The organism is Streptomyces sp. NPDC023527 (genome assembly GCF_055560115.1).
The window spans coordinates 89,136-107,472 of record NZ_JBVHJJ010000017.1 but is presented as its reverse complement, the minus strand read 5'-3'; the positions used below and the strand labels follow the sequence as shown (position 1 = coordinate 107,472).

The window sequence follows — 18,337 nt, the reverse complement described above, 5'->3', positions numbered from 1 at the left end:
GGTGCACAGGCGTTGCCGCCGCGGCGGGCTCCCCACCGGACGCCTCCTGTGACGGGCGCGTGGGCGGCGGGGTGTCCGCGGGGTCCGAAGGCGCCGGGGGTCTGCTTTCTACCGGGGCTTCCGCACGTGGGTGGTGTCGGTGTCGAGGAGGGTGCCGTCGACGCCGGCCGGCACGATTTCCGGCACAGGGGTGCCGTGCTGGTCGACAAGGGTGGAGTGGGTCTCGTCGGGGGCGAAGGCGTGGCGTTCCCCCCACTGCCGCAGGGTGAGGATGACGGGGAAGAGACCGCGGCCGGCATCGGTGAGTACGTATTCCTGGCGGCGGCCCGACGGTGCGGTGCGCTGGGCGAGGAGCCCGTGAGCGATGAGCTTGCGGAGGCGGTCGGTGAGGATGTTGCGGGCGATGCCGGTGCGCCGCTGGAACTCGGTGAACGACCGTGCCCCGTCCATCGCGTCGCGGATGACGAGAAGGCTCCACCTGTCACCGACGAGGTCGAGCGTGCGGGCGACGGGGCATTCGGGGTCGGTCCAGTCGGGGTTCGGGGCACGCATGGTGGTGCGCGACATGACACCTCCCAATGGGTTGCGGATTGAAACCATCATGCCGTACTGTCAAAACGGTTGCAATCTGCTACTGATTGGGGTGAGGGCGCCATGAATGTATGGCGGCGGTTACTGCTCGCGGTTGTGTGTGGTGTCGCTGTGGCGAGCATCTATGCCGCGCAGCCGATTCTGGAACCGATGGGACACGATCTCGGCCTTTCGGCAGACGTCTCCGGGTGGATCGTCTCGGTCGGCCAGTTCGGCTACATCGCAGGCCTGTTGCTGCTGGTGCCGCTCGGCGATGTGGTCGACAACAGGCGCCGACTCATCGCCGTGCACCTGGCGGTCACCGCGGTAGGCATGATTCTCACGGCCTCGGCGTCGGCCGCGTGGATGGCGTTCGTGGGGCTCGCGGTGGCCGGAGTGTTCGCGGTCGTGGTGCAGACCACGGTGGCCTACGCCGCGTCGGTCTCGCCACCCGCCGAACGCGGACGGAACATCGGTGTCATCACCTCGGGCGTCGTGGTCGGCATCCTGGGTGCGCGGGTCCTCACCGGCGCGCTCGCCCAGGTGTGGAGCTGGCGGGCCATTTATGCCGTGCTCGCCGTGCTGTCGATCGGGCTCGCGGCCCTCGTCCTCGCCGTACTGCCGCCGGAGGAGCGCCCGAACCGGCCTGCCGGGACAAGGTACAGGCCCGTCGTCTCGCTCGGCTCACTGTTCAAGCAGCGCCTCTTCCTGACGCGCGGGCTCATCACGTTCTTCCTGTTCGCATCGTTCGGAACCCTGTGGAGCGGAGTGTCCCTGCCGCTGGCGGACGCGCCATGGCACCTGAGTGAGAGTCAGATCGGACTGTTCGGCATCGCAGGACTCGCCGGCGCACTCGGTGCGGCGCGCGCGGGACGGTGGGCGGACGCAGGGCGGGCGGCCCCGGTCACCGGCCTCGCGCTCGCCCTGCTCATCCTCTCTTGGGCGGCGATCGGCCAACTGTCGTGGGCGCTTTGGCTCCTCGTCATCGGAATCGTGGCTCTCGACTTCGCGGTCCAGGCCGTGCACGTGAGCAATCAGCACCTGCTCACCACCGCGCATCCGGATCGCATCAGCACCGTCATCGGCAGCTACATGATCTTCTACTCGCTCGGCTCCGCCCTCGGCGCGGCCGCGACCACCGCCGTCTTCACCGCCCACGGCTGGGCGGGCTCAAGTCTCCTCGGGGCCGGATTCGCGGCCTGCGCGCTGGCCGTCTGGGCGATCGACAGGCGGCTGCCCCTCGGTGGCGCGGACCCCCGATCCGAGGGAGCGGGCACGCGCCAGGCGCGGGAGGAAACGGAAAAGGCGGACCACGCCGGACAAGCTCTGTGAAACCGGCTCGGATTCCTGAAGATCTGTCGTCTGCGTCACTGTTCGTGCGAGATGTGTGAAAGCGAGGAGGCCGCCCGGTCGAGCCTTGCGGTCGTAGGGGATCTTCGGGTGGCCCGGCCTCCGGCCTCCGGCTTCCGGCCACCGCGGACGAGGCGGCGGCGTTCGCGGCCGACGCACCGGCCGGGTCCGTGCTCGCCCGTGCCGCAGCCGGGCTGACGGACAGCACGATCGCCTCGGACGTGATGCACCTGGTGCAGGCACGGGGCTGGTTCGTTCGGCCGCTGTGGGAGAGAAGCAGCCCGCCGACGCCGACCCCTACTTCGGCAAGGTGCTGTGGGACCCGGCCGGCAGCTCCCAGGCCGGCTGGCCGGTTGGTGTCGCGTCCTTCCCGGTCAGTCAGCCGGATGGCATGCGGTTTCCTCGCTGAACTTCCGGTGCCGTCACGGCCGGTGCGTGCGCAGTGGGCTCCGGCCCGGTTCCCGGTGGACCCCCGCCGCCGGGGACCGGACCGGAACCCACTGCGCGACGTCCCCGGCCCGCGGGCCGGGGACGGACGAGCTTCTGCCGGATCCGGGCGAGGTCGGGTCGGTGCCCATAGGCCTCGCCCGCGACGGCACCATCCTCTACGCCCCCGCGCGCCCTCCTGCTGAAGCGCACCCGCGACAGCGGCACTACCTGTCCTCGGACGATGCGCCGGCGGAAGGAGCCGCGCCGGTCTGATGCAGGAAGTCCCTGAGGACGGCGGCGAGTTTCTCGGGCTGGTCCTCGGGGACGAGGGTGGATGAGTCGGTGATTTCGACCAGCCGTCCCTTCGGGTACAGCTCGGCCAGCCGGGAGCCGTGCTCACGCGGCATCAAGGGGTCCTCGGTGGCCCAGACGACCAGGACCGGGCGGTCGAAACCACTCAGCTGCCGGCTCCAGTCCAGCAGCGTCCCGCGGTCGGGGGCAGAGGTGGCGAACTTGGCGAAGTCCCTGCGGATGTCCTTGCTCCGGGTCGCCGGAGCGAACCAGTTCTTCATGATCTCGTCCGGGATGCCGCGACGGCTCATCCCGCCGTATCCCTTGGGGTGGGACCGGACGGAGGGGATGCGCATCAGCTGGGTCAGGAGCCGGGTGCCGCCGGGGATCCGGCACACGGCGGCCAGTGCCTTGGCCGGTCCCGGGGGATAGTTGTCGAACGCCTCGCAGGCCACCAGCACCAGCCGCGCGACCCTTCGGCCTTGCTCCTCCAGGACGAGGAACTGGCCGCCACCCCAGTCGTTGAGGACGAGGGTCACATCGTCCAGCCCCAGCCGCTCGATGAACTCGCCCAGTAGTCGTGCGACACCGCGGTGGGAGAGATCGGCGCCGGGATCCATCGGCCGGCGGTGACCTCCCAGAGGCAGCGTCGGCAGGATGCACCGGTACCCGTCCAGCAGGGGTACCACCTTGCGCCACTGCGCGCCGTCCATCGGCACGCCGTGGCCGAACACGAGCACCGGCCCGTTCCCCCCGGTGTCCTGGTAGTCGATCGGCCCGGCTGACAGCTCCATTCCCGGCATCGAACCCCCTTGATAGATTGTTCTACTGGAAGGTAGCGGAGGCGGATGGCAACGCCAAGGTCCCGGTATGGAAAGGGAGTTGGAATGCGACAGGGCGAGCCGGACACACGGACCAGGATCAAGAGCGCCGCCACCATGCTCTTTCGCCGCGCCGGTTACCCGGGCACTGGTCTGAAACGGATCGCGGCGGAAGCCGACGCGCCCTTCGGTTCGATCTACCACTTCTTTCCCGGCGGCAAGCAGCAACTGGCCGGGGAGGCGATCCGCACGGCCGGCGCCGAGTACGGCCGCATGGTGCTGGCACTGCTGGACAGCGTCCCGGACCCCATCGAGTCCGTCGTGCACGCCTTCGAGACGGCCGCCGAGGACCTTGTTGCGACGGGGTATGCCGATGCCTGCCCGATCGCGACGGTGGCATTGGAGGTGGCCAGCACCGACGAAGTCCTACGAGTCGCGACAGCGGAGGTGTTCGCCGAGTGGGTGAGCGCAAGTGGGCAGTGGTTCGCCCGGTGGGTGCCCGATCCCGACGAGGCACGGTCACTCGCCTATTCACTGATCATCAACCTGGAGGGAGCGTTCATGCTCTCCCGAACCGCCCGAGATCCGGAACCACTGCGCGTGGCCGGCCGATCGATGGCCGAATCGCTGCGCGCAGCGATCACCCGAGCCGGCAAGGACTACTGACACCCGACCCGACCCGCCCCGGTAAGCCTGAGCGTGGCTTCCGTGGTGATGGCGGCAGCCGTTGACGAAGCGGCATCGCCTGGCTTCCGGACCGCTCATCGGTCGTACTGGCCGTCCTGACAACCAAGCACGACCCCAAGGCCAAGGCGGACGATCCCCTGATCGTGAAGGCCACGGGTGTCAGGACGAGGGCGAGGGGTCGGCAGGGTCGGCATCGTCCACGTTCCATCAGCTGATCAGCGGCGATGCCGTTTGTGGACTGTTTCCCCCGTTCCGCCGGCTCCGGTGCGAAGCAGGACGTCACTGTGTGATCCCGATCGGGTGCCGCCCGAACGGCGTCCTCGGGCATGTGAGGTGGAGCGGGTATCGCCGGCCCGGCCCTGGGCTACTGGCTGCACCGCCACGGCCTCGCGGCCACGGTGGTCGAGCGTGCCCCCGCCGTGCGGGAGGGCGGGCAGACGGTGGACCTGCGGGGCGCCGGACGCACCGTGGCCCGCAAGATGGGACTGGAGCGGACGCTGCAGGCCCACGCCACCCGCGAGGAAGGCATCCGGTTCGTCGACCGGGCGGACCGCGTGAAGGCCGTCTTCTCGCACATTGCGGATTTGTCCTGCGCTTCTCGAGCTCTGCATCAGGCAGTCAGGGGTACGACCCGGAGGTCGCATACTCAGTGAGTGCTGCGATGCCGGGGGGCGGTGACGGCCGGGCTCTGTGCGGCGAGGTAATGGAAGGGTTGATGGGGGTATGAAGGACGCGAGCGAACTGGCCGTTCCGGAAACGGTGGACAGTCCTGCCCAGCGCAGCCAGCCGACCGGCGGCGTGGCGCGGTGGTTGCTGCGTCACCAGGTCCAGCCGGTCGGGCCGGCGGCGGGCAAAGAGCCGGAGAAGCCGCACGCCGGGTGGAAGGTGATGTGCCTGACCGGTGTGGACTACTTTTCCAGCCTGGCCTACGTCCCGGCGATCGCCGCCATCCGGTGGCGGGGCCAATGGCCGTGCTCTGGCCTGGCTCGCACACGAACACGTCGGGGAGGCGTTCGGCACCGTCTACGACGTGAGCACCACCCTGATCCTGTGGTTCGCGGGCGCGTCCGCGATGGCAGGGCTGATCAGTGCGGGTGTTGCCGCAACCGCACCGTCCTGCCGTATTGCCGCAGCGGAGTCGGCCGCCGGCCGCTGGCTGTAACTCCCCACCGATCAGTGCTTTCCGCCCAGCAGCGCCCCTGGGATGCGCCTCATGACCGAGCCGCCCCACGGCACGATGGTCCTTTGCCGAACGTGCACGGCGCCGCGCCCACTGCGCGTCAGTAACCGCGCCCCCAGTCAACAATCAGACGATCCCAAATCCCATTGCGACGATCAGAGGTTGAAGATCCGTCGAGCGTTGCCGGACAGGAACAGTGCACTCCTCGTCCAGGCTCAGTTCACTGAGGTGTTCCAGTGCCTGGGCGGGGGTGATCACTGGTGGAGAAGGGGCTCGGGGTCATCGCGACCGGTGGCGCGAGCAGTTGAACCGAAACGTCGTAAGTCAGTGAGTAGAGCTGGGCAGCCGCGGATGGAGGGTGCCTGATTCTGCTGCACAGTACAACGAGCGGTGTGTGGCGATGTTCTACGGTGTCGGCCATGACCGAAGAACAGACTGACCACAGTCTGGCGTGGATCGGGCATCACGCCCATGACGCCAGGGGAACCGTGGACGGGATGCTCGGAAGCATCTCGCTCACCGCTGTACGCAGGACGGATCCGGTCGATTTCCTTGTGCGGATGGGGGCAGACCGGGACGTGCTGGGGCGAGGCGTCCTGTACAAGGACATCGCTGCGCAGTGGTCCGGGGGCGACTTCAAAGACGGGCAATGCATGTTCGGCACCAGCGGGGAATGGACGTTCCTGCTGGAGGACTTCTTGTGCGCCACGTGGTACCTGGACTGGATCGAAGAGGTCCAGGACGCCATGCCTCGCCCGGGCGAGGAACTGGTGTGCGTGACGCTGAACCATCATCAGTCCCCGTCCAAGCTCCTGTACTCACCGGGCGACGGGGAGGTGTGGAGCATGGGGATCGGCGAGGAGAGCCTGTTGGACCACCCCGGGCGTGACGATCCGACGGGCAAGGTCGCCGCGCTGGACGAGGCCCTGCGCAGGGCGGGTGTGGTGTGGCAGGGCGACGACCTGCTGCCCCGCACCTTCCAGACGGTGGGAGAGCATCTGGGCATCCGTCTTCCCCGCGAAGAGATCGAGGCGGGCCTGCTGCCCGCCGCAGGGCTGCCGGACCCTGCTCAATAGGGGTGTGGGCGGCACGCCGGGTGGTGTGCCGCCCACACGTGTGTCATGGCTGTGATGGTCGGTTCACCGGCTGGTTCGGCCGGGTGCGCCGGTCAGTTGGCGCGCAGGGTGCACTTGAATTCCTTGGGGTCCTGCGTGCATTGCCCGGACATGCCGGTCTCGAGCCAGTAGGGGTCCTTGTCCAGCAGACGCATGTTCCTGGCGAATCCGGAGAATCCGGCCATGGAGCCGCTGTTGTGCTTCCCGGAGATCGCCGAGCGGCCGCAAACCTCGCGCCAGGTGGGTGCGTGCCCGTCGATGTTGTACAGATGCACGGCTCCGTCGTCGGCCTTCTTGGTGAAGGTCTGCACGCACTGGCTGCCGGAGGCGACCTCGTTCAGGCCGCCCTCGGTCTTGGGCATGCCGCCGCTGTTGTAGGTGGTGTTGAACGCGAACTCATCACAGTTGGGCTTGTCCCCGGTTCCGTCCATGGCGCTGAGATCACCGTTGTCCTTGGCCCAGTTCGCTGTGTCGCAGATGACGTCCCTGTTCTTCTTGCCATCGGCGCGCGTCCCGCCGGGCAGGTAGTACAGGGGGGTGTCGCGGGTCTTCACGCCCATGGTGTTGGGCAGCTTCTCCTGTAGCAGCCACGCATGGGCGGCGGCCTGCGGGTACTTGGCGGCGTTGAACGTGTAGCTCGGTGCGACGTTCTTGAACACGCAGCCGCTCAGCGCGGATGCGGTGCCCTTGGTGTCGCAGCGGATCTCTTCCTGGTCCGACGGGTCGGACATGGCCCAGCGGAAGTCGGTCATGAACACCGGGCCGGGCGTGTTGCCTGCGATCAGGATTCCCTTGATCATGAAGTCCGCCCGGAGGTCGTACTCCGCGCCCTTGGTCGAGTTGTCCCACTTGTACGTCGTGGTCAGGCCGGCGTCGTGGGTGTCCGTGGGGGACTGCCAGATGGCCTTCCCGTCCCAGTCCGACAGTTCGGCCTTGCCCGGATCCTTGCACTGGGCGGCGGTGCTGCCCACGCACGTCCGGTTGTCCATGACCATCTCGATGGCACGGAAGGTCGGCGGGATCAGGATCGGGTGGATGTTCAGGCGATGGGTGAAGCTGTTCGCGGAATTCTCCAGAGAGATCTCACGCGTCATCGTGAAGTACGCGGTCGCGATCGGCTTGCCGTCCACGCGGTAGATGACGGGCAGCTGCTTGGTCTCGCACTGAACGGTGCGGGTGGCGAGGGCGCCGGAGTTGTTCGTCTTGCACCAGTCGGTCATGCCGTCGGAACCCGCGGCCGGGTCCTGGGCCCGCAGCTTCTTCGCCTTGGCCTTGACGTCGTCGGGCAGGTCGTCGAACTTCACCGGGGCACCGAAGCACGCCTGCCCACCGTCCTTGCCGACCGGTCCGCACTGTTCCTTGGGCCCGGAGGGCGCGAGGGGCGGCGGGCTGGTGGACGCGGATGCCCCGAGCGGGCGGGTGACCTTGCCCGTGACCACCTGCTTGGTCTGGTCGGGGTTCGGAGCCGTGGAGACCGGGTTCGGCAGGGTGAGGTCCACTGCGTGGTCCTTCCCGCCGGTATTGCCGGTTCCATTCCCCGAGAACGCCACGGAGACAGCGGCAGAGGCGCCGCCGCCATTGGCGGTACGCACGTTGAGGACGTGGTCACCCGCAGCACGGGCGGCTGCGGCGGCTGCACGCAGGCCGGTGTCGATCGTCACCGACGTCTTCCCGGCAGCGCCCACACGCTTCCATGCGGCCTGGTCGAGCTGCCACTCCACCCACTGTGCTGTGTGCCCGGCTGGGAGTGAGACGGTGAACTCACCCGGCTTGCCGTTGTTCGCCACGCCGGTTGGCTTCGCGGGCTTTGCCGGTGCAGGCGTGTCGATCTTGAATGTGGCCCAGGGCGACCAGTCGGTCTCGTACAGCGTTCCGTCAAAGGCGGAGGTGTGGAACGCGTAGGTCTGGCCGTCGTTCAACTTGCCTGTAGGGACCGTGACCTGGGCGGCCTTGCCCGAAGCGACAGAGCTGGAGACGAGGACGCCGTACTCGTTGTCGTCCGACAGCTTGACCCGGCTCTTCGGTTTACCGCCTGCGTCGGTGGTCCACACCTCGAAGGTGAGGTTGCTCTTGTCACCATCCGGGTCGGTGACAGTGTTGCGCAGCGTAGGCGTAGTTGTGTTGACCGCCCAGACGCCGTCCTCCTTGGTGAACGGCGGGCCGGCTTCGGGGTTCTTGCCCGAGGTGGGCCGCTGGTTCGCAGCCGCTTGCGCCGCAGTGGGCTGCGGGTCTGGCATGTAGGTGGCGGCGGAGGCCACGCCTGAGCCGAGGATGACGGCGAGGGCTGCACCGATGGCAAGGCGCTGTTTCGTTCTGGGAGGGGATATCAGTCTCACCTGTCTGTAACCCTTTCTATGGGCAGACGTCGGAGCTCAGACAGCCGATCAGACGCATGGCGCGACGAGGACTGCCCATGCTCCGTACAACTACTTGTGGACGGTACGAAGGACGGGCAGCACAGGTCGGGCGAAGTCCAGAAGTGTTCCCCAGATCACTACGGACTGTTCCCGTTGCTAAGGGAGTCCGCATGTGCAGCGCCGTTGCCAGCGAATCGTCGTCGTTGTGACGGGCTCGCCTGGGCCATCGCCAGGCGGCTGCCATTCGCTGTCGTAAGCTCCGCGGTCGAGCGGGCGTCGGGATCTCCCTTCGTGACCGCGAGGATGCCCCGGACCTGGAACTCGGTCAGCGGCTTGGGCACTGCACCGTGCGGCTGTTCCGCCGCGAAGGCAAGGAGCCGTTCGGGATCCGCAGACACCACGGTGGGCGGCATCAGGTCGGGGAACCGGCAGGCGTAGAGCTTTTCATTGGCCTCACGCAGACCCCGGGGGCGGGCCCGCAGCCGCCCTGGCGGGCTGTCCCGCCCGCCGATTCATGGCACCCGACACCACCCGGACCAGTTCCACCGACCGGTCAACCAGAGCCTCGAACCGCTCGCACGGCACACTGCTGATCACCTCGGACACGGCGCCCTCTCCAGGCGGGCCGGAGGGTCGGTGCTCCACTGGCCGCAGGAACGCCCGGCCGACACCTACTCGCCGCCCCCAAGGTCACCACGAACGACCGGAAGAGCATCGCTTCGCATACGAAGCATCCAGTTCCACCCGAACGCGAGTCCGGTTCCGGCGCACCCCGAGCCGAACGCCTCGGGGCCGAACGACTGCCCGGCCGCGGGCGCGGGGCCGTATAGGTGGACGATCGAACTGCTGAGGATCGGAAGCGCGCTCTGCCGCACAGCTCGGCCGGTGTGTCAACGGCGTGTTGGGGCGAAGCCTCATTCGAAGGGAAGCAGACACGCCCTTTCAAGCTTCCACGCAAAAGCATCCTGGCGTTCACGGCGCCGGCGATGAGGGGATTCCTCTTCCTGAAGTGATCGCTGGGGCGGCTCTTTCGGCGGGATCCACCTGGTGGCTTCGAATGGCCATTCCCTCCCGGGGAAGCCCGCTCAGCGGCATCACTCTTCCGGATTCCCATCCGTATCCGGTAGAGGTTCCTCGTCATTGCGTCGACCGGATCCTCTGCGACCACGGCTTGGTCATTCCCTCAGAGAAAAGAGACGGACTCAAATGATCAACACGATGGTGGACATGTCCAAGAAGATCGGCGTGCTCGCCGCAGCGGCCGGTCTGCTCGCCGTCAGCCTTGTCGGGATGTCGGCCGGTTCCGCTGCCGCCGCCTCCTGCAAGTCGGCCGCGCCCGTCCAGACGACCGGCAACATCGTCAACGACACCGCTGTCCAGGCCAACGGCGCCGTCAGTGCTGTCGCTGAAATCGTCACCTGCTCCGCCGGTACCGCCAACGGAGCCATCAACGGCCCCGAGACCTCCGCCGACAGCTGACCGTGCCGTGCGCACTCCCGGAGGGAATCGCATGTTCCGTCGCACTCTCGCCTGCCTGGCATCGGTGACCGTCCTCGCCCTCACCGCCGGCGCACCCGCAGCCCACGCGGAAACCGTCGAGTACACGGTCACCATCAGGACCGCGGACGTCTACCTGGGCGGGACGGACAGCACCGTCAAGGGAAAGCTGTTCAACAAGCAGAATGGCAAGTGGACCTACCTCGACAACTCCGGCAACGACTTCGAACGGAACGATACGGGCACCTACACGATCACTGTCCCCAGCACATTCGGCAGACCCACACACTTCCAGCTATGGAAAGCAGGGTCCGATGACTGGGCTGTTGCCACCCCTATCATCATCAAGGGCCCGAACAACTACAGTAAAGCGGCATACATGGAGGGGAATTACACCTGGTTCACCGGTGAAGATAAATACAACAGGTGCCAGGTCGACCGCGCGAACCATGTCATGAACTGCAACCACTACTCTCCAGAAATGGAACTGCTCAACTACGAGTGACCACGCCGTCTCCTGTCGGTTCTGGCAGTTGACAACGCGTGCCCGAACTGTCGCCCCGGCTACCGCTTCTGTACCGGTGAGCGCGTCCGGAAGACGGTTCAGACGAGATTTCGTAGCCGGTGATCGGGTAGGTCGGGGGGCATGGCGGGCTGCCAGTTCCCCTGGCCCTGCCTCGTCCCGGCGCGTCAAGCACCCTCGGACACCACGCCGGCGTGGGCCCCCAACCCACTCATACGACCCGGTCCGTCGGTGCTGTCAGTGCACGGTGGCAGGCTTCGTCCATGAGTGATGACCTTGCGGTCTGGGAGGGTGAGCGGCTTCCCTCTGCGCTGGAGCATGGCGGAGGAGGCATCCGCCTACGCGGCGGACGTTGCCTCCTCCATGGGGCTCACCTGTTAGGACCCGCAGACACGCCAGCTCCGGACCTGACTGAGCGTCTGGCCCGCTGATTCGTGTCTGGTCCCCGAGACCAGGTGCCGCGCCAGTTCGGTGTGGTTTCTCCGGTGACGCGGCGGGCCATGCCGACGGGCCGTCGTTGGGTCCGGCCCGCGCCGTTGATCAGCGTCACCATCCGCTCCCGTGGCCCCGAACTGCGCTTGGCCTTGCCGTAACGGACATGAGCTTGCCGAACCGGCCCAGGTCCCTCATCCGGTGGAGCTCGCACATCCCTTTGCGTATCGGGAGACTGCGACCTGTCGGGATCCTGGGTGTCGCGCGCCCATGGCCACGTCCCTGTATCGGGAGTGTGGTCATTTCCTTTTCCTCGCGCTGGTTCTGAGCCGCTCGACTGGTCAGTCGTCGCGAGACGCGTACCGGGCGCCCGCCACGCCGACGAGGCAGGCCAGGGCTCAGATGGTGTCGAAGCGGTCGGGCCGGTAGCCGTCGGCGCCCCGCCCAGGTGGTGGCCCGGACGCCGAAGATCCCGCCGGGTCGTGGCGGCTTCGGCCGAGCGCGGGGCTGCCCGCCGGTCCTGGGCAGGCGAGCGGGGCGCCAGTGCGCTCCGCCGTGCTCCGTGTCAGCAGGGGGCCGCGGGGCTGTGGTTTCGGGGTGCGGTTGCAGTGGGTGATCGGCGGCTATGCCCTCACGCTGGGGGCCTGCCTGGTCCTGGGCGGTCGGCTGGGTGACCGCTATGGGCGGCGCCGGATGTTCCTGACCGGTCTGGCCGCCTTCACGCTGAGCTCGCTGCTGTGCGCGCTGTCGCCGAACATCGAGTCGCTGATCGCCTTCCGGCTGCTCCAGGGCACCGCGGGGGCGATGCTGCTCCCGCAGGGCTTGGGCCTGCTGCGCGAGAACTTCTCCGGGCCCGAGCTCACCAGGGCGACTTCTTCGGCCTCGGGTGGCGCTCGGTGTTCCTGGTCAACTTGCCCATCGGGCTTGCGGCCCTGGCCATCGCGGCGAAGTTCGTCCCGAAGAAGGAGGGGGACCGCACCGTACGGGTCGACATGGTCGGCGCGGGGCTGGTCGTAGCGTCCTGCGCCCTGCTGGTGCTACCGCTGAACCAGGGGCAGGAGCACGGCCGGCCGTTGTGGACCTGGCTGTGCATCGCCGCCTCGATCGTCGGATTCAGCCTGTTCGCGCTGCAGCAGCGCCGCGCCGCCGCGGCGGGCCGTGAGCCCCTGGTGACCCCGGGCCTGCTGCGCAAGCCCGCCTTCACCGTCGGGCTCGGCGGTATCGCCCTGTTCTTCGGCGGGCTGATCGGCACGCAGCTCGTACTCACGCTGTTCCTGCAGATCGGCCGGCACTTCAGCGCCGGGGACGCGGGCCTGGGCAATCTGCCGCTCGCGGTGGGTACGGCGATCGGCGGCGCGGTCAGCGGCGCGTTCCTCGCCGACAAGATCGGCCGCAAGGTGTCTGCTGGCGGAGTTCTTGGCTGTCACCTTCCTGCTGCCGAAGAAGGGCCGACCCGAGGAGGAGCAGCACGGCATCACCCCCTCTGCCTCCGAATGCAGTTCTGCCGACTCCGGTGCGAAGCAGGACGTCACTGTGTGATCCCGGTCCGGTGCCGCCCGAACGGCGGCCTTGCGCATGTGAGGAAGGAAGAGAGGGAGCGTTATGACCCATCGGAACGTCCTGGTCGCGGGAGCGGGTATCGCCGGCCCGGCCCTGGGCTACTGGCTGCACCGCCACGGCCTCGCGGCCACGGTGGTCGAGCGTGTCCCCGCCGTGCGGGAGGGCGGGCAGACGGTGGACTTGCGGGGCGCCGGACGCAGCGGTTCGAGCGGTACTTGGGCCGGCAGACGCACGTCGATCCCGCCGGGCTTGCGGTGATGGACCGTCTCGTCAGCGCCGGACCGGCGACGCCGAGTGAACTGGCACGCGAACTCAGTACGTCGACGGCGGCGATGACGCTGGTCATCGACCGCCTGGCGGATGGCGGACACGTGAGCCGGCGGCCGCATCCCAGCGACCGGCGCAAGGTGCTCGTGACACCGGCGGAGCACTGGGAGGAGGCCGCGTTCGAACACGTCGAGCCCCTTGTCGTGGGCATCGGCGAGATCGCCCAGTCCATGACAGCCCAGGAACAGGCCACGGTGGCGACGTTCCTCGAGCGGGCGGTGGCCGCCTACGACCGGGCAACCAAGGCGTAGGCGGCCTGCCCCGATCGCGGCTTCCAGGCTGACGGCGACAGCACCGCCGGACTCGGCGGCGCCGCGCTCCGGGTGCGGCCGGAAAGGCGCCTGACGGGCGAAAGACCAGGTCAGGCGCCATTTCTCGCGCCTCTAGAAGAAGCCCAGCTTCTTCGGCGAGTAGCTCACCAGAAGATTCTTCGTCTGCTGGTAGTGGTCCAGCATCATTTTGTGGCCCTCCCTGCCCATACCCGACTGCTTGTAGCCTCCGAACGCGGCGTGGGCCGGATAGGCGTGGTAGCAGTTGGTCCAGACGCGGCCGGCCTGGATGGAGCGGCCGGCTCGGTAGGCCGTGGTGCCGTTGCGGGTCCAGACGCCGGCGCCGAGGCCGTAGAGGGTGTCGTTGGCCAGGGTGATCGCGTCGTCGAAATCCGTGAAGGAGGTCACCGCCACCACGGGGCCGAAGATCTCCTCCTGGAAGACGCGCATGCGGTTGGTGCCTTCGAGGATGGTGGGCTGGACGTAGTAGCCGCCCTTCAGTTCGCCGCCTAGGTCGGCACGGGCGCCGCCGGTGAGGACGCGGGCGCCTTCCTGCCTGCAGATGTCGAGGTAGGAGAGGATCTTCTCCAGCTGGTCGTTGGAGGCCTGGGCGCCGATCATCGTGGTGGTGTCCAGGGGGTGGCCCGGCAGGATCTGTTCGGTGCGGGCCGTGGCCGCTTCCAGGAAGGGCGTGTAGTGGCCGCGCTGGATGAGGGCGCGGGAGGGGCAGGTGCAGACCTCGCCCTGGTTGAGGGCGAACATCGTGAAGCCCTCGAGTGCCTTGTCCAGGAAGTCGTCGGCCGCCGCCGAGACGTCGTCGAAGAAGATGTTCGGGCTCTTGCCGCCCAGTTCGAGGGTGACCGGCTTCAGGTTCTCCGAGGCGTACTGCATGATCAGGCGGCCCGTGGTGGTCTCGCCCGTGAAGGCGATCTTCGCCACGCGCGGGCTCGCCGCCAGGGGCTTGCCGGCCTCGAAGCCGAAGCCGTTGACGATGTTCACGACGCCGGGCGGGAGGAGGTCGGCCACCAGGTCGAGCCAGACGTGGATGGACGCCGGGGTCTGTTCCGCCGGCTTCAGCACCACCGCGTTGCCCGCCGCCAGCGCCGGTGCCAGCTTCCACGCCGCCATCAGGATGGGGAAGTTCCACGGGATGATCTGGGCCACCACGCCCAGCGGTTCGTGGAAGTGGTACGCGACCGTGTCCTCGTCCAGTTCGGAGAGGCTGCCCTCCTGGGCCCGTATCGCGCCCGCGAAGTAGCGGAAGTGGTCGATGGCGAGGGGGATGTCGGCGGCCAGGGTCTCGCGGACGGGTTTGCCGTTCTCCCAGGACTCGGCGACGGCGAGGGCCTCCAGGCTCTGCTCCATGCGGTCGGCGATCCGGTTCAGCACGGCCGCGCGGTCCGCCGGGGCGGTGCGGCCCCACGCCGGGGCCGCCGCGTGGGCGGCGTCCAGGGCGCGTTCGACGTCCTCCGCCGTGCCGCGCGCGATCTCGGTGAACGGCCGGCCGTTCACCGGCGTCGGGTTCTCGAAGTACCGGCCACGCGCGGGCGGTACGTACTCACCGCCGATCCAGTGGTCGTACCGCGACCGGTAGGAGACGACCGCGTCGGAGGAACCGGGGTTGGCGTAGTGCGGCATGGGGGACTGCCCTTCCCGTTCGCTGCCACCCGCTCCCTGCGCGGGCGGCTACCGGGGAGGAAGCTAGCCGGGGGAGGGTTGCGCGAACGTTGCCCCGGAGCGCGGCGCGCACGGCGCGTACGCCGCGCGCAGGCGCCGCGCCTCCGCGGCCACCGCGCCCCGCTGCGGCGCGCTCATCGGCAGCGCCGCCAGCAGCCGCTCCCACACCTCCAGGTCCTCCTCGCCCCAGGGGCTGTCCGCCCACAGCTGGAGCGCCCCCGCGTCGCCGCCGCTCAGCACCGCCCGCCGCAGCCGGCCTTCCAGGCCCCGCCGCAGTCGGCACACGCCGGGCGCCTCCGACAGGGGCAGCAGCGGGCCGTCGTACGCGTGCAGGGCGGCGCGCGTGTCCCCTGCGGCCAGTTCGCGCTCGACCAGGGCGGCGTCCGTCTCCATGGGGGCGCACAGCCGGTACGGGCGGGAGACGAGCAGCGGGCCCACCAGCCTTCTCAGCCGCGACAGTTCGGCGCGCAGCGTCACGGGCGGCACCGGCCGGTCGCCGTAGAGCGCCGTCGTCAGCTGATCGCCCGTCAGCCCCTCGGGGCGACCTGCCAGCAGGACGAGGATCTCGCTGTGTCGCCGCCCCAGCCGTAAGCGGCGGCCTTGCGTCACGAGCAGTGCCTCGTCCCGGCCCAGAGCCGACAGCACGGGACCGGCGACGGGCCCGCGGGTCGCCAGCCGCGCCTCGGCCGCCCGCGCCGTCGCCTGGACCAGCGCGAGGGAGTGCGGCGCCGCCAGATGGTCGCCGCCCGTGATGTCCACCGCGCCCAGCAACCGCCCGGTGCGCGGGTCGTGGACCGGGGCGGCGGCGCATGTCCACGGCTGGACCAGGCGGTTGTAGTGCTCGGCGGCGAATATCTGCACGGCGTGGTCCAGGGCGAGAGCCGTGCCCGGGGCGTTCGTACCGGCGTGGCGCTCGTCCCAGCGGGCGCCGGCGACGAAGTTGATGCGCTCGGCGCCCCTCCGTAGGCCCGCGTGCCCCTCCACCCACAGCATCCGGCCCGACGCGTCGCAGACGGCGAGCAGATGGGCGCCGTCCTCGGCGATGGATCCGAGCAGTTCCCGGAAGAGCGGCAGCACGGCGGCCAGCGGATGAGCGCGGCGGTAGCTCTCCAGGGCTCCGTCGGTCAGCTCCATGGGCGCCATGAACTCGGGTACGGGCAGCGCCGCGGCCGAACGCCGCCACGAGGCGGCCACCACCGAGCGGACCTGCGGGCCCACCCCGTCCCCGGCCGCGAACGCCGCGTGCGCGCCCCGGATCGTACGGCGCCGCTCGGCGGGATCGTCGCCGGACGCCATCGCGAGCCATGGGTTGCGCATCGATGTGCCCCCGCCCAAGAGCTCGATCCCCGAAAGGGCTTGCGGATGCCGCCGTTTCGCCATGAGGCTTCCTCTACCCATTGCGCATACCCATGACGAAGGCCGTCGGGCACGAACGGAAGAGACCGGAAGACGAGATGCAGAAAGCAGACATGCGGAAAGTCATCGTCGACATCCTCGAACGCACCATCGCCGCCTACCTCACGACCTTCCTCGGTCTCCTCATCGCCGACGGGTTCGACCTGACGAACGTGTCCGCGCTCAAGGCCGCCGCCATCGCCGCGCTCCCCGCCGCCCTCTCCGTGATCAAGGGTGCGATAGGCACTCGCTTCGGGGACAAGGACAGCGCGGCCTGGCTGCCGGAGAAGAAGGCCGGGAAGGGCAAGAGCGCGGGCCGCGCGCAGGCCGGCAGAGGCTGACCTGGCGAAGGTCGAGCGGAGGCCGAGCGGAGGGCGGGCGTTCACACGGGGTGTGCGCGCCGCACCCGCGCGCACCCCCTCGCACACGCTCCCGCGCCGCGCCCCCGCGCGGTTGACTCGGCTACGCGAGTCCCAATGGAGCGACGGGACCCGGGCCGCCGGTCCTTCCCCCGAGCCGGCGGCCCACCGCCTCGTACCGCCGGGCGGACGGTACGGGGCGGGCCCGTGCGCCCGAGCGGGCGGTCATACGGGCGTCGGGGCGTACCCCGCTGTCACTCGACACGGCGCGGGTGCAACGATGTCCCCGTCATGAGAGCAGGGCAGCCGTACCAGGGACCCCGGGCGCTGCGAGCCGCGGTGTTCGCAGCGGTCTGCGTGCTGCTCGCTGCCCTGGGACACGCGGTCATGTCCGGGACGACCGTCCCGTGGTGGGCCGTCGCCGTCGCGCTGGCCGGTACGGGCAGCGGGGCGTGGTTCCTGGCGGGACGCGAACGCGGCCCCCTGCTGGTCACGCTCGCCACGGTCGGGGCACAGACCGGACTGCACCACTTCTTCGCGCTCGCGCAGAAGGTCGTGGTGAACGCGGCACGCGCGCGGGAGCTGGGCGCGGGCCCGGGTGGCATGGGTGGCGTCAGTGACATGAGTGGCATGGGCGCCCACCGGATGCCCATGCCCATGCCGATGTCTACGTCCATGCCTATGGAGTACTCCGCACCCATGGGCCACTCCATGCCCATGGGTGATATGCCCATGGGCATGCCGGGCATGGACATGGGCGACATGTCGATGCACGCCGGCCACGGCGCTCTCGGCATGTGGTCCGCGCACGTCGTCGTCGCGCTCATCTGCGGCATCTGGCTCTCCGGCGGCGAGCAGGCCGCCTTCCGGCTCGCCCGTACGCTGCGCACCCGGCTCTTCGCCCCCCTTCTCCTCCTCTTCCGCGACGTACCCACGCGCCCGGGCCCGCCCCGCATCCGCGCCGACCGTACGCGCGCCGCGCAGCGGCTCCGCCGCCTGCTCTACGGCCATGTCCTGGCCACACGTGGTCCACCGGCCGTCCGCGTCGCCGCCGCCCGCTGAGGGCTGACGGCGACCGACCCGGCCGTATCACGTCACCGGGCCGCCCTCCCCGCAGGGGACGAGGCGCCCGGATTCCAGGAAGGACCCAGGGCGATGACCCCTGCCCTCACACAGGACGCGCCACGACGGCACGTTCCGCCGTCGGCCGCCCCTTCGACGGTTTCCTCAGCCGATGCCGCCGATGTCGTGGCCACCCACGCCACCGAGGCCACCCGCGCCACCGAGCCCGCCGACAGAGCCCACACCCAACCCCGCCGTCAGCACCCTGAGCCGGCGCGCCCGCTCCTCCCACCCACGGCAGGCGGCGCACATCACCAGATGCGCGTCGAGCGATGTGCCGGACATGTCCGGCGGCAGCTCCTCGCCGTCGACGCGGGCGGATATGGCGGTACGGAACTCGACGCAGTGCACCCCGCCATCGTCCCCGGCCCCGCCG

General features: G+C 69.2%; 16 protein-coding genes and 1 pseudogene. 10 read left to right on the top strand and 7 right to left on the bottom strand.

Translation table 11 applies throughout. The features are described from left to right. Nucleotides 1-108: 108 nt before the first annotated feature. Nucleotides 109-567, bottom strand: coding sequence for a winged helix-turn-helix transcriptional regulator (locus ACZ303_RS28975; RefSeq protein WP_467343427.1), 459 nt, complete (start codon nt 565-567; stop codon nt 109-111). An 87-nt stretch (nt 568-654) separates the two neighbouring features. On the opposite strand from ACZ303_RS28975, the gene ACZ303_RS28970 reads away from it, so the two are divergent. Continuing rightward, nucleotides 655-1,902 carry an MFS transporter gene (locus tag ACZ303_RS28970; protein ID WP_467343426.1) on the top strand — a complete coding sequence of 416 codons (1,248 nt, stop codon included), beginning with the start codon at nt 655-657 and terminating at the stop codon, nt 1,900-1,902. Between the two features lie 671 nt (nt 1,903-2,573). Here ACZ303_RS28970 and ACZ303_RS28965 read toward each other — a convergent pair. Beyond that, nucleotides 2,574-3,443: an alpha/beta fold hydrolase gene (locus ACZ303_RS28965; RefSeq protein WP_467343425.1), complete on the bottom strand. Its 870-nt coding sequence runs from the start codon at nt 3,441-3,443 to the stop codon at nt 2,574-2,576. Nucleotides 3,444-3,527: 84 nt separating this feature from the next. On the opposite strand from ACZ303_RS28965, the gene ACZ303_RS28960 reads away from it, so the two are divergent. The 3 genes from ACZ303_RS28960 to ACZ303_RS28950 all read left to right on the top strand — a co-directional run bounded on the left by ACZ303_RS28960 (nt 3,528) and on the right by ACZ303_RS28950 (nt 6,404). Continuing rightward, nucleotides 3,528-4,127 (top strand): TetR/AcrR family transcriptional regulator, encoded by a 600-nt coding sequence (locus ACZ303_RS28960; protein ID WP_467343424.1) that lies wholly within the window; start codon nt 3,528-3,530, stop codon nt 4,125-4,127. A 1,051-nt stretch (nt 4,128-5,178) separates the two neighbouring features. Beyond that, nucleotides 5,179-5,310 (top strand): hypothetical protein, encoded by a 132-nt coding sequence (locus tag ACZ303_RS28955; RefSeq protein ID WP_467343485.1) that lies wholly within the window; start codon nt 5,179-5,181, stop codon nt 5,308-5,310. 437 nt (nt 5,311-5,747) lie between these two features. Beyond that, nucleotides 5,748-6,404 carry a hypothetical protein gene (locus tag ACZ303_RS28950; protein ID WP_467343423.1) on the top strand — a complete coding sequence of 219 codons (657 nt, stop codon included), beginning with the start codon at nt 5,748-5,750 and terminating at the stop codon, nt 6,402-6,404. Nucleotides 6,405-6,496: 92 nt separating this feature from the next. Here ACZ303_RS28950 and ACZ303_RS28945 read toward each other — a convergent pair whose 3' ends face one another. Beyond that, nucleotides 6,497-8,680 carry a hypothetical protein gene (locus ACZ303_RS28945; RefSeq protein WP_467343422.1) on the bottom strand — a complete coding sequence of 728 codons (2,184 nt, stop codon included), beginning with the start codon at nt 8,678-8,680 and terminating at the stop codon, nt 6,497-6,499. Nucleotides 8,681-8,937: 257 nt separating this feature from the next. Continuing rightward, the gene (locus tag ACZ303_RS28940) at nt 8,938-9,261 is read right to left on the bottom strand and encodes an ATP-grasp domain-containing protein (protein ID WP_467343478.1); all 324 of its coding nucleotides are present in this window, start codon (nt 9,259-9,261) and stop codon (nt 8,938-8,940) included. A gap of 745 nt (nt 9,262-10,006) precedes the next feature. On the opposite strand from ACZ303_RS28940, the gene ACZ303_RS28935 reads away from it, so the two are divergent. The 4 genes and pseudogenes from ACZ303_RS28935 to ACZ303_RS28920 all read left to right on the top strand — a co-directional run bounded on the left by ACZ303_RS28935 (nt 10,007) and on the right by ACZ303_RS28920 (nt 13,390). Next, nucleotides 10,007-10,279, top strand: a complete 273-nt coding sequence (locus tag ACZ303_RS28935) for a hypothetical protein (RefSeq protein ID WP_467343421.1) — start codon at nt 10,007-10,009, stop codon at nt 10,277-10,279. 31 nt (nt 10,280-10,310) lie between these two features. After that, nucleotides 10,311-10,802 (top strand): PLAT/LH2 domain-containing protein, encoded by a 492-nt coding sequence (locus ACZ303_RS28930; RefSeq protein WP_467343420.1) that lies wholly within the window; start codon nt 10,311-10,313, stop codon nt 10,800-10,802. Between the two features lie 1,047 nt (nt 10,803-11,849). After that, nucleotides 11,850-12,670 (top strand): annotated as a pseudogene (locus ACZ303_RS28925) (MFS transporter); the annotation flags it as partial. Nucleotides 12,671-12,745: 75 nt separating this feature from the next. Further along, the gene (locus ACZ303_RS28920) at nt 12,746-13,390 is read left to right on the top strand and encodes a MarR family winged helix-turn-helix transcriptional regulator (protein WP_467343477.1); all 645 of its coding nucleotides are present in this window, start codon (nt 12,746-12,748) and stop codon (nt 13,388-13,390) included. 132 nt (nt 13,391-13,522) lie between these two features. On the opposite strand, the gene exaC is transcribed toward ACZ303_RS28920, so the two are convergent. Continuing rightward, the gene (gene exaC, locus ACZ303_RS28915; RefSeq protein WP_467343419.1) at nt 13,523-15,046 is read right to left on the bottom strand and encodes an acetaldehyde dehydrogenase ExaC; all 1,524 of its coding nucleotides are present in this window, start codon (nt 15,044-15,046) and stop codon (nt 13,523-13,525) included. Nucleotides 15,047-15,109: 63 nt separating this feature from the next. Next, nucleotides 15,110-16,402 carry a helix-turn-helix domain-containing protein gene (locus ACZ303_RS28910; protein WP_467343418.1) on the bottom strand — a complete coding sequence of 431 codons (1,293 nt, stop codon included), beginning with the start codon at nt 16,400-16,402 and terminating at the stop codon, nt 15,110-15,112. Between the two features lie 152 nt (nt 16,403-16,554). Between ACZ303_RS28910 and ACZ303_RS28905 the strand changes: the two genes are divergently transcribed. Next, a complete protein-coding gene (locus tag ACZ303_RS28905; RefSeq protein WP_467343417.1) occupies nt 16,555-16,821 on the top strand; it encodes a holin in 267 nt (88 codons plus the stop codon). 309 nt (nt 16,822-17,130) lie between these two features. Then, the gene (locus ACZ303_RS28900; RefSeq protein WP_467343416.1) at nt 17,131-17,901 is read left to right on the top strand and encodes a PE-PGRS family protein; all 771 of its coding nucleotides are present in this window, start codon (nt 17,131-17,133) and stop codon (nt 17,899-17,901) included. A gap of 165 nt (nt 17,902-18,066) precedes the next feature. Here the strand turns inward: ACZ303_RS28900 and ACZ303_RS28895 are convergent, their stop codons facing one another. Then, a complete protein-coding gene (locus ACZ303_RS28895) occupies nt 18,067-18,312 on the bottom strand; it encodes a zf-HC2 domain-containing protein (RefSeq protein ID WP_467343415.1) in 246 nt (81 codons plus the stop codon). Nucleotides 18,313-18,337: the final 25 nt, after the last annotated feature.